The following is a 13612-nucleotide window of genomic DNA, read 5'->3' as shown; positions in this document are numbered from 1 at the left end:
TTATTTTTAGTTTTCTAATAATCCGTCCGTATTCCATTGCAGGATGGTATTGATTTTATCCTGCGGCATTCTTCCTGCTTTTGGCATTTGCCCCGGCGTTCCGTTTTGCTGTTGAATTCTTTGTAATAAATCACTGTTCTGCATGGCGTTTTTAACGTCGGTATAAGTTTCTAAAGATCTTAGTCTTGAGCCCGAAGCATGGCAGGCAATGCAATTGGCATCGATAATTGATTTAACATTGGCGGTATAAGTAACTTTGCCTACTATAACCTCAGGTTCTTCAAGACTTTCATAAGTTGTAGATTCACAACTGTATAATGATAATAATATGCCGGATAAGTAAATGTATTTTTTCATATTTAGTACTTTAAAAAACTCTGTATAAATTAAACCCAAAGAAAAAATCTCCTTTTCCCCAATCGCCCGAAGCATTTGTTAGATAACCGCTCTCGGTCATGGATTGTGAATTTGTAAAAATCAATTGAAAAATATGTCCTCCTGTGTCAATGTCCAATCCAACAGATAATGGATTATTATAGAAATTAGGTTTATTGAAATTCTCACCATATTCTAAATTTAGAGCCAGTCTTTTGGTTAGTTTTAATCTTCCACCGGCACTTAAAGTAAACTGATTATCGTTTTCGGTATCAGGATTGTACAGGTTTTTATGAATGTAAGAAGGAGCCAGTTCCAGAGAAAATCTTTCAGAGAATTTTCTGGATATAAGTAATTGATTTACATAAGTTAATCGGTCAGAGAATCCTATTTTTGGATAATCTTCTTTTTTCAATCCGCTGTTAATGTCTATCGTATTGTAACCCACAATTTCAACCGGAAAATCATCACTTTGTCTTATAAGCCTGTATTTAGCTGATGTTTCATATATTTTAAGTAATGTATGGCGTGACGCACTTACAGAAAGCCAGTCGGTTACGCCATAGATTCCTCCAATTTTTGTAGTGGCATCATCAAAACCAAAAAACTCTGATATACCGCCTTTTACAGAACCAAAACGGTGAGAAATTACAATATAAAGCTCTTTTTTGGCGGGTAATTTTGTCGATTGCAATGTTATAATCTGCAAACCTTTAAACGCTGCTGTCGCGTTTTTATCTACTACTTGTGTCGAGTCCAGACTGGAGAGTAAATCTTCCTGGGCATTACCATACAGGCACATTAAAAAGCCCGCTATCAAAAATATTTTTTTCATATTTAATGTTGTTGTATACTGCATTGATCCAATTTTACTACTTCGAATAAATCATCAAATCCTATACATCGTCCCTTGATATTGATTTGTTTGTTTTTGAAATTTATTTTTGTTTTTTCATTCATTTTGCAAAAAGCTTTCCCGTCGATAACCATTGTAGAATCAGTAACTTCAGAGACTTTTCCCGTAATTTCAATTGTTTTGTTTAAGTATTTAGAGTCGGATTTAGCGGGATTTACGGCATATTCTTTTTCCAGATTTTCAGCTGTAATGGTAAACAGCGATTTTTCATCGGCAATATCTCTGGCATCTTTATATAAAACATTTTGATAGATGTAGTAGGGGCCAAAACTGATCACCAATAAAAAAAGCAGTATCATAATTCGTCTTTTATTCATGCTTATTTTATGATTTTAGATTTTACGTTAGTATGCGGGAAGTTTTTAGTTAAATTTTATTACCACAGATTAAAGGATTATCAAGATTCGAAAAATCATTTTAATCCTATAATCTGTGGCTTTTTTTTCTACTTAATTATATAAACTGATTACCTCAATTTTATGAAATGCATAGATTAGATAGCCAGCGGAATATCTTTTACCGGTACTGGCCAAACTCCAGGGCTTGGGAAACTAATTCCTTTATTAGCACCTCTTACGTTTGCGTCTTGTCCAAAGTAGTATAAAGGCCAGCCATTGTAAACCAATTGCGATTTACCAAATACTGTGATTACAGAAAACTTAGTTTTATCCAGGATAGAAGGAACTACAATCTTGTCTGTTTCATATATTGGCCAAACAGCATTGTTTGAAAAATCAGCTTTTGTGTAGTTGTTTTTCTTGAAGTTATCGTTTTTAAAAGTATAAAGTGTAAGAACTTTAGCATCTGTAAAATAAGTCGTTAAGCCATCACCCACAGTATAATCTGATTTGTAGTTTTTAGTATCGTGCCCTTTAAGCTGACTTCTTACAATCATGATAGAATAATCTGGTTTTGCGATAAACCAAACTCCGCCAACACCATCTCCTGTTGTTTGTCCTTTAGTTTCCGGCGTATTTGTTCCGTTAACACTTGGTGCGTAGTAATATAACGGCCATCCTTTGTAAGTAAGCTGTTTTTTGTTTGATGGAGTAGTGATAGTTGCAAAATCAGAAAAAGTTAATCCTGTACCTAATTTTTCAGCAGTTAAATTATCTACATAAAATGGAGGCCATACAGCTTCACATCCTCCTGTACAAGAAGCTTGTCCGTTTGCATCTGTTGCAAAAAAGTATAAAGATCTTCCGTCTTTATCACTTAAATAAGAACCTAATGTAGTACTTGTAGAAAGAGAAACTTCTTTTTTTACTTCTGGAGCTGGCCCATTATTGTCATTATTATTGTCGCTGCTGCAGCTTACGAAAAATGCTGCAACTGCAGCTAAAGCGAATTTAAAGTGGTTTAATTTCATTTTTTTTAATTTTAGTTTGTATCGAATAAGGAAAAATATACTTTACAAGGAGTGTAAAGTGGTTTGTTTAATAGTTGCATATCAATAAGCCGTGCTTTTTTTGATACTCGTTTCGTTTTACAATTGGCTACGAACTGTCGTATACAAAGCAGCTCAATTGAGATGCTGACCATTTTTTTAGGGGAGTCATGTTTTAATCTTTTAATAGGTTCAATAGTAAAACAGCTTTAGTGCAGATTACCCTACCAAAGAATTGAAGTTTTTATAAAAAAAAATGAAAAGGAGTACAAGATTCTCTAAAAATCCTGAATAAATAAAATTAAAATGAAACCCTAAAGCTCAGATTAGGAGTTCTTTGCAAGGAGTATGTTTCGACTTCTTCTATAGAATTTGTTAAGGAACTTATTCTATAATATTCGCTGATTTCATTTCTTCTGTTGAGGATATTCAAAATAGAAACGCCTAATTTGTATTGAATACCCTTTTCAGTTTCCCATTTGTATGTAGAAGAAAGATTAACCTGCGAAAAAATATGCACGTTGGCGCTGTTAGGTTTTTTATAAACCAATACAGGATTTGAATTGTCGATTTGAGAATTGTCCGGCGGTGTTTTGGGTCTTCCGGTTGACCATTTTGTACCTAAGGCAATTTTGAAATTGTTTTTTTCATAAATTCCTGCCCACGAAACGGTGTGCATTAACTCAAAGTTATTGGGGAAAATTGGGTATTCGTATTTAGAAAAATGATAATTATTGTGGTTATAAGTATAACTCAGCCAGGTTAAAAAATGATTCATTCTTTTTTGAATGAGCATTTCTGTTCCCCAAATTTCATAATCGCCTGTTGTGCGTACAAACTCTAGCTGATTCTGAAAACCCTGGCTGGAAGTTGTAATTCCAGATACTTTTTTATAGAAATTCTCTACATCAAGAAGCCAGTCTCCATTTTTGTAGAATAAATTTAAAGACAATTGTCTGCTTTTTTGAATAGGAATAGTGGTATTGTTTGAGATAATCCAGCGTCTTTTTTCAATTCCGAAATAATCCTTCTGCAGTTCAATAATCTGCTGGGAATTTTGACTTTTCATTTCGCCCAGTAATTCTAAACTTAAATTTTTATTGATGCCGTAACCGAATTGGATTCGGGGTTCTGCCATGAATTTTTTAAATTTTTCGATATAATTGAGGCGCATTCCGGCCTTAAGATAAACTCTGGAAAGCGTGTCGTTGTATTTTCCTTCTGCAATTAAAGCGTGAGTTCGCAGCACGTCTTTAATTTTGCGATAGAAATCAGGATTCGTTACTTGTTCCAAATTTGTAATTCCTACTTCATTAAACTGATATCCGTCGTTGAAACTGAATTTAGAATTAATAATATGATTGTTTTCTAAATTTATTCCGTTATTGTTAACCGTGTTTTCCTGAATAACAATCTGGTTTCCAATAGAAGTTTTCTGATTCCCTAACAATTCATAAGCAGAATTATAAACATTCAATTTAGTGGTATTAAAGCTGTTCCAGTTTCTTTTCCATGACAAATTTCCACCGTAATTCTGCTGGCGTAAAACATTGTTTTCAGATTTGTACATGTCGTATACAGTCGCACTTTGAAAAACCTCCAGATTGTCTTTTATGGTTATTAAGTCCAGTATAATCTGGTCTTTGTTTCCAATTTTTTGAGCATATTTTAGGGTTGCATCATGAAAACCAAATTTTTTGTCACTTCGATAATCGACATTTTGTTTGTCTGAAAAATCAGTAATAGTGGTGTTTTGGAATACTTTATTGAAATATTCTTTATAGGTAGGCGTTTCTATAAAATCTGTAATAGATTTTCGTGCCGAAATTTCGATATAACTCTTTTTAGAAACATTGTATTTGGCATAAATATCAGCATTGATCATGTTTATTCCTGCGCTGAATGAGTTTTTTTCTGTTGTTTCGGGAGTTGAAGAAATAGAAACAACACTCGATACACTTTCTCCGTAAAAGGCAGAACTTCCGTTTTTATAGATAGAAATGGTATGCGCCAGATTGGGATTGAAAACCGATATTAAACCAAAAAAATGTCCCGTTTGGTACATTCTAATTCCGTTCCATAAAAATAAATTCTGATCGTGCGTACCGCCTCGAACATTGATGCTCGAAACACTTTCGTCGATACTGTTTACACCCGGAATTTGCTGCATGGTCTGCAGGGCATCGGGCTCGATAAGTCCAGGAAGAATACCAAATTTTTTGGGCTTAATTTCAAGAGATCCGTCTTTGTTTTTTGAAATCCCCGAAGCCAGAATAGAATTGGCTTTAATTTCGTGAAGTTCTGTAATTTCGGGTTCTAAAGTTATTTGAAGACAATTTTCAGCATCTGAATTTCCCGCCGCAATTCGTTTGGTGCTATATCCAACGTGGCTGATAAAAAGAATGTTTTTATCGCCTTTTGTTAATTCAAAATAACCTTTTGAGTTTGTAGCAATCTGAGTTTGATTTAAACTGATATTAGCGTTTTCAATAGGTTTTTTGTCGGCACTCGAAAAAACGTAACCACAGATTACAGGCAATTCGATCTCTTTTTTATAGATATTGATGAATTGATTTCCGATGTTTTCAAAAGACAAGTTGGTATTCTTACTAAGATATTCCAGTTTTTGTTCTAATGAAAATGATTTTTTGGGAGGAATTATTTCTAATCCGGAAATATTGTCCTCGGTATAATTAAAGCTGACATGATGCTGCTGTTCAATATCAAATATGATTTTTTTAATAGACACGGTTCTTCCTTTGTTCTGAGCCGAAAGATTCAGGACAAGAAAAAAGGTGCAAAACAAAAAATGAAATGATTTGGGGAGCAGCATTTATTTTTCGTCAAAAATTATTTTATTATCAGAGACTTTTTTAGCCTCTAAATGATAGGTTGTACTAATAATCTGCAAAGCTGTATTTAAATCTTTAGCGGGCAATTTTCCTGTAAATAAAGAAATTGTATCTTTTGAATTTAATTCGATTGTAATGTTGTATTGTCTTTCAACTTCATCCAGAAGACTTCTAATATTTTCCTGATTAAAGGATATTTGATTGTCTATCCATTCTGGTTTTGATACGTTTACGTTTCTGTTAACTTGTTTTCCGTTTTCGAAACGAACACTTTGTCCGTGTGTTAAAAGAATTTGGGTATTGGCATAATTTACCTGTACACGTCCTTCGTAACATACGACATCAAACCTGTTTTTTCGGGCTTTTACATTAAACTGAGTTCCTAAAACCGTTACTTTTCCTAAAGTGGTTTCAACCTCAAATCGTTTGCCTTTTGAAACTCTGAAATAAGCTTCTCCTTTAAGGTTAAGATGTCTGTTGCTGTTCCAACTCCATTTTTTATAATTTATTTCAGAACCTGAATTCAGTACTACTTCAGAATTATCAGGTAATGAAAAAGTGGTTTTCTTTCCAAAATCGGCAGTTTCTGTTTGAGACACAGAAAATTTAAGTGCAATACCAATTCCAAGAGCCAGCACCAATATAGCTGCGGCCTGAAATACCCATTTTTTGTACAAAGGGATGGTTTTTGGTGCGGTTTTTTTCTGCTTCAAAATATTGGACAACATGGCATTTTCATCGAGATTTTCCAATTCCAAATGATCTGTATAATTTTTAATCTTTTGGTATTTTTCAAAATCAGGACTTGCTTCAAATGCGGCTAATTCATCCGGAGATAAATCATTGTTGAGCCATTTTGCTAATAAGCGATCTTTTTTCATTGTACAGTACTGTTATTATTAAAACAATTAGGATTTAATTTACCCTACTTTTATATATCAATTTCTTTACGTAAGCTTAATAAAGCTAAGTGAATGCGTTTTTCTACTGCCTTTACGCTGATGTTTAGCTCTATGGCAATTTCGCTGTATTTCCTGCCGTCAATGCGATGCATTAAAAAGGCCGTACGCTGTTTTTCGTTTAAGTTTTCGATGGCTCTTAAAAGTTTAGCCTGAAATTGTTTTTCTTCGAGGATATATTCGGGGCTTTCGTTGGTTTTATCTAAACCTGTGAAGTTTTTTTCATATCTCAAAACTACTTTTTGATGCGCAATTTCGTTGAGACTGCTGTTGTTAGCAATGGTATAGATATAGGATTTTGCTTTTTCCAGCGGTACCGAAGCACAATTCTGCCAAAGTTTCGTAAAAGCTTCCTGAGTCAGATCTTCGGCCTGATTCATATTACCAAATTTGTAATAAAGAAAATTTCGAAGTGCTTTTACGTGACTTTTAAAGAAAGATGAAAAAATTATTTCATCGCAAGTATCTGATTGGTTTTTAAGTGGCATTTAGATTTTCGATTTGTACGACGCAAAAGTATTTGTTTTTGATATAAGTAGGGTAAAAGTAAGTGTGATTGTTTTATAGAGGCAGGAAATGTATTTTCTGAATGATAATTTAAAATTAAAAACATGAAACTAAAGCCTTTGATACTGAATTTAGAAAAAAACAGTTTCTTAAATTTTATTACCTTTGTAAAAATATAAATATGTTCCCGTTTAAAAAATATTTATCAATAGCAGTTTTCTTTCTCTTATTGTCCTGTCAAAGTGAAATAAATGAGCAGGATACTAATGTGCAGGGAACAATTACAAATGCTTCGCCTCTTACGACTTATCTGCAGAGGGTTGCAATGGTTAAAACAGTACAGGATAATTTTATAGACAAGTCCAGCTATTGTACTGTGAAACTTCCTTATACGGTTACGGTAAACAACGAACAAATTGCAGTTAATACTACAGCCGATTATCAAAAAGTATTGGATAATATCAACGCAAGTCCTTATGATGATGATATTGTAAAAATAGATTTTCCTGTCACAATGGTGTTCTATAATTACGTTGAAAAGGTGATTCCAAATGAAAGCGATTTTGATTCTTTGCTGGATTACTGGAATAATCAGCCGGATCTTTTATCGAAAATTAACGGGCTGAATATTAATTATCCTATTTCGGTTAATATCTACAACAGCGCCAATCAGGTTGGAAGTTCTGTTTCTATTATCAGCGATCAGGCCTTTTTCAATTTTATTAAAAATCTGAATGCCAGTCAGTATATCTCATTAAATTATCCAATTTCAATTGCAGATTATAATTATTCGACAAAATCAATTACGAACAATTTGGAGTTCGAAAATGCGATTAAATATGCTATAGATTACTGTCCAGAAAATAATCTGGCACTTGATTTTGAAACTACAATAACAAAAGGTTCCTGGGGAATTCCTTATTTCTTTGATGAATTGGATAAAACTTCTTCCTACAGCGGCTATTCATTTGTTTTTAAAAATGACAATTCAGTAATAGCCACAAAAGGCACGACTTCAGAAATTGGCCAATGGGAAACTACCATGCAGAGCGGCGAAAGGGAATTAAAAGTAAACTTTGGCACAGACCCGCTAAACAAACTAAATAACAGCTGGAAACTGTTTGAATTTAATAATTCGCAAATCAGACTACGCAATGTAACGAGCAGTACTAAATATCTTTATTTTGAGAAAAGGTAATTTTTAGTACTATTTGTAAATCAATAAAATAAGACAGACCTGCTTATTTCATAAATGAAACTATAAACACTTTCTATTTAAAGGATATATACGCACTCAATAATGATGCGTATATTTGAGATAGTAAATTATAATAATTGCTATCTATGAAAAAAATAGGATTTTTATCGTTTGGACATTGGGCCAATCATCCTTCCTATAAGGCTCGTACGGCTAGCGATACACTGCTTCAGTCTATTGATTTGGCCGTTGCTGCAGAAGAAATTGGTTTGGATGGCGCTTATTTTAGAGTTCATCATTTTGCCCGACAACTGGCATCTCCTTTTCCTTTACTTTCAGCCATTGGCGCTAAAACCAGTAAAATAGAAATTGGAACGGGCGTTATCGATATGCGGTATGAAAATCCGCTTTATATGGTTGAAGATGCTGGTGCTGCCGACTTAATTTCAGAAGGACGTTTACAATTAGGAATCAGCAGGGGATCGCCGGAACAAGTTATCGACGGCTGGCGCGCTTTTGGTTATGAACCTAAGGAAGGTGAAACGGATGCCGATATGGGACGTCAGAAAGCTTTGGAGTTTTTGGATAAATTGAGCGGTGAGGGTTTTGCTGAGCCAAATCCATATCCTATGTTTCCAAATCCACCTGGTTTATTACGCCTAGAACCTCATTCTGAAGGATTAAGAGAACGAATCTGGTGGGGAGCCGCATCGAATGCTACTGCTGTCTGGGCAGCCGAAAACGGAATGCACCTGCAGAGTTCTACCCTAAAATATGATGAAAACGGAAAACCGTTCCATATTCAGCAGGCGGAACAAATCAGGATATATAAAGAAGCCTGGAAAAAAGCCGGACACGATCGCGAACCAAGGGTTTCAGTAAGCCGTTCGATTTTTGCATTGGTTACAGATCAGGACAAATATTACTTTGGAGATCAGGGCAGAGGTTCTGATAGTTTTGGTAATATTGAAACTGATAAACGAGCCATTTTTGGAAAAAGCTACGCTGCAGAACCGGATAAACTTATTGAAGAGTTAAAACAGGATGAAGCCATTCAGGAAGCCGATACGTTATTGCTGACAATACCTAACACTTTAGGCGTTGACTATAATGTGCATATATTATCGTCTATACTAAAATACGTTGCACCGGAATTAGGCTGGCGTTAAGATTTTTTCTAAATAAGTAATATAAAAGCTCTCTTGAAAAAGAGAGCTTTTATATTACTATTCAAATATTAAATCGTTGGAACTGTTCCGCCATCAATTATATATTCTGTCCCTGTTAAATAACCTGCTCTTGGCGACACAAGAAATCCAACAAATTCCGCCACTTCTTCCGGTTGTGCAGCTCTTCCGTAAGGTATGCCACCTAAGGCCTGCATGACGCTTTTTTCGGCTTCTTCAAGAGATGTATTACTGCTTTCAGAAATACGCTCCATCATTCTTTTAGAGGCTTCGGTCATAATCCAGCCTGGAGAAACGGTCAATATACGAACACCTTTAGAAGAAACTTCTTTAGATAAACCTTTGCTGTAATTAATCAGTCCGGCTTTTGCGGCAGCGTAGGGCAGAGTAGAATCGTACAAAGGTAATTTCCCCTGAATGGAAGCAATATGGATAATAACACCATTTTTGCTTTCAAGCATTTGAGGCAGAAAAGCTTTATCCAGTCTTACAGGTGCCAGCAAATTAGTTTGTATTGTTTCTTCCCAATCGTTATTGGTTAATGCAGCAAAACCTCCGCCTGGAGTTTCAGAGCCTCCAAGATTGTTTACGAGAATGTCTAATTTGCCGAATTTCTCCACTATTTCAGCAGCAATTTTATCGGCACCTTCTGGTTTGCTTAAATCTGCTGGGATAAAATACAAATATTCATCAGGTATTTCGGGTTGATTTCTTGCAGTAATAATGACTTTTGCACCTGCACTTTTTAAACGTTCTGCAATGGCTTTTCCAGCTCCTTTTGTTCCGCCTGTTACCAGTGCAATTTTGCCTGATAATTCATTCTGATAATCAAATTTTTGTTCCATGTTAATTTCTTTTGTACAAATTTCAGAAGTATGCAAGTTTCTCACAAGTACGGAATTACGATTCAGATAGGGATAAATTTTTCCCCTATTGTACAAATCAGAACATAGGTTTACTTTTGTTATATGTATGAAAGAAAAACAATACCAAACTTAAATTGCGGCCTTGATTTGATAGGGGAAGTGCTGTACGGCAAATGGAAAATACGTTTGCTTTGGTTTATTAATGAAGGACATAAAAGGCCTAGTGAATTACAGCGTAAAATTCCCGATGCTTCCCGCAGGGTTTTAAATATCCAGTTGAACGAATTGGAGGAACATGAACTTGTTGTCAGGAAAATATATCCCGTTGTACCGCCAAAAGTAGAATACAGTCTTACTGAATTTGGAAAAACCCTGATTCCCGTAATAGGAGTTTTGGGAGGCTGGGGAGATGAGCATCAGGAACGTTTAAAGACCTTAATTATTAAAAAATTTTCGGGATTAGCCGATACTGAAAACAAATAAGATCGCTTTTAGAAATATAAAAACTTTTCATTTTTTAAGGTGTTTCTGCCATGCGCTGTGCTGTTATCGCTGCGGTTCTTTCGCTTTCATCATTAAAAGAAACTTTCTTTAAAGGATGTCCGGCATACAATTCATATTTAGGAGAAGAGCTTCCGTTAAACTGTATTTTTTCGACACTAATAATCTGATCCGGAATATTGGCGCCGTACCAAAGCGAATCTGCTTTTTGTTTCCACGTAACTTCATATAAAACAGCTCCTTGAGGATAAGAACTATCTGCTTTTGTTAAGGCATGCTCAAAGGCAGTTTTATTGCCGTATAAAGTTGACATAACAGCTTTTTTGGGATTAATAGAAAATGTAATAGGCGACAATAATAAGGGGTTTTCCGGCAGTTCATCTAAGGCAGATACTGAAGCTTTTACGTTAACATTTTCTGTGTTATTTCTGCTGCATCCGGAAAGTACAACCATAAGTGCGATTATGATAGAGTGAAGTGGTTTCATATTTATTTGTTTTTGTTGTAAATATTGAATTTGTTAATGTCGAGATGTAATGGAGTGGTAAACACATAATCATTATTTTTTACAGGATTATGGCAGGAGATACATTCCTGATCGAAGCTGGCACTGTCTCCGTATGGTTTTAAATCATTTCCTTTCCATCTTGCCCATCCCCATCCTTTAGTTGACTCGTATTTTTTGGAATCTTTTATCATGAATTCAACCTGAATAAAGTCACCGGCAGAAATCGTTCCGTCAGCTTTTGTTTTTTGTTTCCAGGCTGTTTTAGCGAAAATAGCACCATCTGGCCAAGGATTAGTCTTGTGTTCTGCAATAGCTTTTACGGCAATGCTGTTTCCGTAAATGATACGCATCGTTCCATTGTCAAAACGATCTGTGGTACTAACGGCTTTCCAGCTTCTAAAATCGGGTATGTATGAAATTTTATTTGGTGAAGGTTTTACTTTAGAATAATCCGTTGTTTTTTTATTTGGAAGTACTTTTTTATCAGCTTCGGGTTTAGAAATTGGAGATACCTCGGGATTTGTTTTTCTGGATGCGATTGTATTTAAATAATTTTTTAAAACCGTTATAGAACTATCGTCCAGTTTTGCCGATGGATGAAGGGCAGTATAACTTTTTAGCGGCATTTCGCCCGATAAGATTTTGTTGAAAGCATAGAAAAGTGTTCCGCTTTGCTTTTGCTTGTCTAATTTATCCCAATTAGAAAAATTAAGCACTTTTCGTCCATCTGCAATATGAGAAGCGACTATAAAATTTGCCGGTGTGATTTTGTCAAACCAGGCAAGATTGGCTGTGTTAGAATGACAGTCAAAACAGGAACTTCTTAAAATAGTATTTACTTCTGCAGGAACATTCGCGAGGTTCTTGGTTGGAGTTGTATATTCAATTTCTGCGGGTCTCCAAAATTGTAAAGCAATAAATGCAAGCAGTAAAATTGCGAAGATTTTAAGTCCTTTTTTCATTTGTTTTATTTTTTAGTTGGAATAAATAATCAAGTCAAAATTAGGCTTAATCCCAGTGTTTAAAAGATTTAATTGGCTCAAAGGGAATTTTTGGACCTTAAAGCCGAAATATTGAAAGCTAAATAAATTGCTTATTTTAGCCTAAGCAAAATTTTCTAAACGGATTTCATTTTAAGGATACATAAATATACATGAAAAAAGCACGCCTTTATACTTTAACACTTACAGGCATTAGTATTGTTGTTCTAATTATTAGTTTAATATCCTCCAACTATCTTTATACTTCGGCCAAAGAAAAGTTGTGCAATAGTAAATTAGAATCTGGTGAAAGGGAAGTCAGGGAGATTTCGCGTCTTTTAGAACAACAGCTTCGAAGCGGATTATCTAAAGATCAGGTAATTCATAACCTGCAGTTAAGTATTGAAAATACCGATATAAAAAGTGATTTTATCTGTATGTACAATCAAAAAGGCATTGAGCTTTGTCATCCTAATCCGGCATTGATTGGTGGAAAAATTCAACTCAATAATTCTCAGGTAAATGGAATAGGAGATAAAGAATTTAAGCCATTACGTACCCTTTTAGAAGAAGGAGAAAAAACGGCGGGAGTGCGCACATTTCCTAATAATCCCGAAAAAAAATCGGAAATAATAAATATAAATCCCGTTGCAGGAACAGACTGGATGGTCGCTTCGCATGCTAACTTAGCTGTTTTAGAACAAGAATTATCAGATCTATACCTGCAATTTGTAGTAAGCTTATTTTTAAGTACGATATTCATAAGCGTGTGCTGCTACTTAATGATACGCCTTATTTATAGAAAATATGAAAGAGTTTTAAATGTTGAAAAAGACGATTTGAATCATAAAGTAAATGAACTTCAAATTCTGAATCAGCAATTAAATTCGAATCAGCAGAAATTGCAAAATTTATCAGAAGACACTCCTCTAAACGATCCATCAAAAGAATCGGAAATTCCGAAGAAAAGAATACTGACTTATCATAAAGATGAACTCATAAAATTGGATATAGAGGAAATTGCCTATATTTTACTGGATACCGGAATTACGTATATCTATACGATTGATAATCGTCAGTTTAACAGCAATAACAGCCTCGATGAAGTAATGAAATGGCTTGATCCGGCAATCTTCTACAGAGCAAACAGGCAGTTTATTGTCAACATTAATTCGATCAGCAGTATTTTGCTTTATGGAAAAAATCAGTTGAAACTAATTATAAAACCAGATCCTAAAATAGATATTATTATCAGTAAAAATAAAGTATCAGAGTTTAAGATCTGGCTGGATCAGTAAAGTTCTCTGCCAAAGGTTTATTTTGATAAGTAGAATATTTCTGCTTCGTAACAGAATATTTCTGCTTTGCAGCATTAA

Annotated in this window: 14 protein-coding genes; 4 read left to right on the top strand and 10 right to left on the bottom strand. The window is 34.6% G+C overall.

Translation table 11 applies throughout. The annotated features are described in order from the left end of the window. Positions 1–6 precede the first annotated feature (6 nt). From AC1RRQ_RS07605 to AC1RRQ_RS07575, 7 genes are all read right to left on the bottom strand, one after another. Complete coding sequence (locus tag AC1RRQ_RS07605; RefSeq protein ID WP_493022410.1) at positions 7–357, bottom strand: cytochrome c; 351 nt, start codon at positions 355–357, stop codon at positions 7–9. Positions 358–367: 10 nt separating this feature from the next. Further along, on the bottom strand, positions 368–1210 hold the full coding sequence (locus AC1RRQ_RS07600) for a DUF5777 family beta-barrel protein (RefSeq protein ID WP_493022409.1): 843 nt from the start codon (positions 1208–1210) through the stop codon (positions 368–370). Between the two features lie 2 nt (positions 1211–1212). Beyond that, entirely contained in the window at positions 1213–1608 is a 396-nt protein-coding gene (locus AC1RRQ_RS07595) for an OB-fold protein (protein ID WP_493022408.1), read from the bottom strand. Between the two features lie 176 nt (positions 1609–1784). Then, positions 1785–2660 (bottom strand): COG4315 family predicted lipoprotein, encoded by an 876-nt coding sequence (locus AC1RRQ_RS07590; RefSeq protein ID WP_493022407.1) that lies wholly within the window; start codon positions 2658–2660, stop codon positions 1785–1787. A gap of 319 nt (positions 2661–2979) precedes the next feature. Then, complete coding sequence (locus AC1RRQ_RS07585) at positions 2980–5427, bottom strand: TonB-dependent receptor (RefSeq protein WP_493022406.1); 2448 nt, start codon at positions 5425–5427, stop codon at positions 2980–2982. Positions 5428–5511: 84 nt separating this feature from the next. Further along, a complete protein-coding gene (locus tag AC1RRQ_RS07580; RefSeq protein ID WP_493022405.1) occupies positions 5512–6411 on the bottom strand; it encodes a FecR family protein in 900 nt (299 codons plus the stop codon). A 50-nt stretch (positions 6412–6461) separates the two neighbouring features. Further along, entirely contained in the window at positions 6462–6977 is a 516-nt protein-coding gene (locus AC1RRQ_RS07575; protein ID WP_493022404.1) for an RNA polymerase sigma factor, read from the bottom strand. A 200-nt stretch (positions 6978–7177) separates the two neighbouring features. Here AC1RRQ_RS07575 and AC1RRQ_RS07570 point away from each other — a divergent pair, with 200 nt between their 5' ends. Together AC1RRQ_RS07570 and AC1RRQ_RS07565 are read left to right on the top strand one after the other, a co-directional pair. Beyond that, positions 7178–8194, top strand: coding sequence for a hypothetical protein (locus AC1RRQ_RS07570; RefSeq protein WP_493022403.1), 1017 nt, complete (start codon positions 7178–7180; stop codon positions 8192–8194). 146 nt (positions 8195–8340) lie between these two features. Further along, positions 8341–9363 carry an LLM class flavin-dependent oxidoreductase gene (locus AC1RRQ_RS07565; RefSeq protein WP_493022402.1) on the top strand — a complete coding sequence of 341 codons (1023 nt, stop codon included), beginning with the start codon at positions 8341–8343 and terminating at the stop codon, positions 9361–9363. 68 nt (positions 9364–9431) lie between these two features. Here AC1RRQ_RS07565 and AC1RRQ_RS07560 read toward each other — a convergent pair whose 3' ends face one another. Further along, the gene (locus AC1RRQ_RS07560) at positions 9432–10226 is read right to left on the bottom strand and encodes an SDR family oxidoreductase (RefSeq protein ID WP_493022401.1); all 795 of its coding nucleotides are present in this window, start codon (positions 10224–10226) and stop codon (positions 9432–9434) included. 123 nt (positions 10227–10349) lie between these two features. Between AC1RRQ_RS07560 and AC1RRQ_RS07555 the strand changes: the two genes are divergently transcribed. Then, on the top strand, positions 10350–10730 hold the full coding sequence (locus AC1RRQ_RS07555; protein ID WP_493022400.1) for a winged helix-turn-helix transcriptional regulator: 381 nt from the start codon (positions 10350–10352) through the stop codon (positions 10728–10730). Between the two features lie 34 nt (positions 10731–10764). Here AC1RRQ_RS07555 and AC1RRQ_RS07550 read toward each other — a convergent pair whose 3' ends face one another. Then, positions 10765–11235 (bottom strand): hypothetical protein, encoded by a 471-nt coding sequence (locus AC1RRQ_RS07550; protein WP_493022399.1) that lies wholly within the window; start codon positions 11233–11235, stop codon positions 10765–10767. 2 nt (positions 11236–11237) lie between these two features. Beyond that, positions 11238–12218 carry a cytochrome P460 family protein gene (locus AC1RRQ_RS07545; RefSeq protein WP_493022398.1) on the bottom strand — a complete coding sequence of 327 codons (981 nt, stop codon included), beginning with the start codon at positions 12216–12218 and terminating at the stop codon, positions 11238–11240. A 191-nt stretch (positions 12219–12409) separates the two neighbouring features. Here AC1RRQ_RS07545 and AC1RRQ_RS07540 point away from each other — a divergent pair, with 191 nt between their 5' ends. Next, a complete protein-coding gene (locus tag AC1RRQ_RS07540) occupies positions 12410–13534 on the top strand; it encodes a LytR/AlgR family response regulator transcription factor (RefSeq protein WP_493022397.1) in 1125 nt (374 codons plus the stop codon). Positions 13535–13612 lie beyond the last annotated feature (78 nt).

Source organism: Flavobacterium sp. GW821-FHT12A05 (genome assembly GCF_058807735.1).
The sequence above is the reverse complement of the archived record's forward strand: the minus strand, read 5'-3'. Positions and strand labels throughout refer to the sequence as shown.

Excerpts from the sequence above, each read along its gene's own strand:
- AC1RRQ_RS07605 (WP_493022410.1), bottom strand. The coding sequence starts at position 357 with ATGAAAAAATACATTTACTTATCCGGCATATTATTATCATTATACAGT.
- AC1RRQ_RS07600 (WP_493022409.1), bottom strand. The coding sequence starts at position 1,210 with ATGAAAAAAATATTTTTGATAGCGGGCTTTTTAATGTGCCTGTATGGT.
- AC1RRQ_RS07595 (WP_493022408.1), bottom strand. The coding sequence starts at position 1,608 with ATGAATAAAAGACGAATTATGATACTGCTTTTTTTATTGGTGATCAGT.
- AC1RRQ_RS07590 (WP_493022407.1), bottom strand. The coding sequence starts at position 2,660 with ATGAAATTAAACCACTTTAAATTCGCTTTAGCTGCAGTTGCAGCATTT.
- AC1RRQ_RS07580 (WP_493022405.1), bottom strand. The coding sequence starts at position 6,411 with ATGAAAAAAGATCGCTTATTAGCAAAATGGCTCAACAATGATTTATCT.
- AC1RRQ_RS07575 (WP_493022404.1), bottom strand. The coding sequence starts at position 6,977 with ATGCCACTTAAAAACCAATCAGATACTTGCGATGAAATAATTTTTTCA.
- AC1RRQ_RS07570 (WP_493022403.1), top strand. The coding sequence starts at position 7,178 with ATGTTCCCGTTTAAAAAATATTTATCAATAGCAGTTTTCTTTCTCTTA.
- AC1RRQ_RS07565 (WP_493022402.1), top strand. The coding sequence starts at position 8,341 with ATGAAAAAAATAGGATTTTTATCGTTTGGACATTGGGCCAATCATCCT.
- AC1RRQ_RS07560 (WP_493022401.1), bottom strand. The coding sequence starts at position 10,226 with ATGGAACAAAAATTTGATTATCAGAATGAATTATCAGGCAAAATTGCA.
- AC1RRQ_RS07555 (WP_493022400.1), top strand. The coding sequence starts at position 10,350 with ATGTATGAAAGAAAAACAATACCAAACTTAAATTGCGGCCTTGATTTG.
- AC1RRQ_RS07550 (WP_493022399.1), bottom strand. The coding sequence starts at position 11,235 with ATGAAACCACTTCACTCTATCATAATCGCACTTATGGTTGTACTTTCC.
- AC1RRQ_RS07545 (WP_493022398.1), bottom strand. The coding sequence starts at position 12,218 with ATGAAAAAAGGACTTAAAATCTTCGCAATTTTACTGCTTGCATTTATT.
- AC1RRQ_RS07540 (WP_493022397.1), top strand. The coding sequence starts at position 12,410 with ATGAAAAAAGCACGCCTTTATACTTTAACACTTACAGGCATTAGTATT.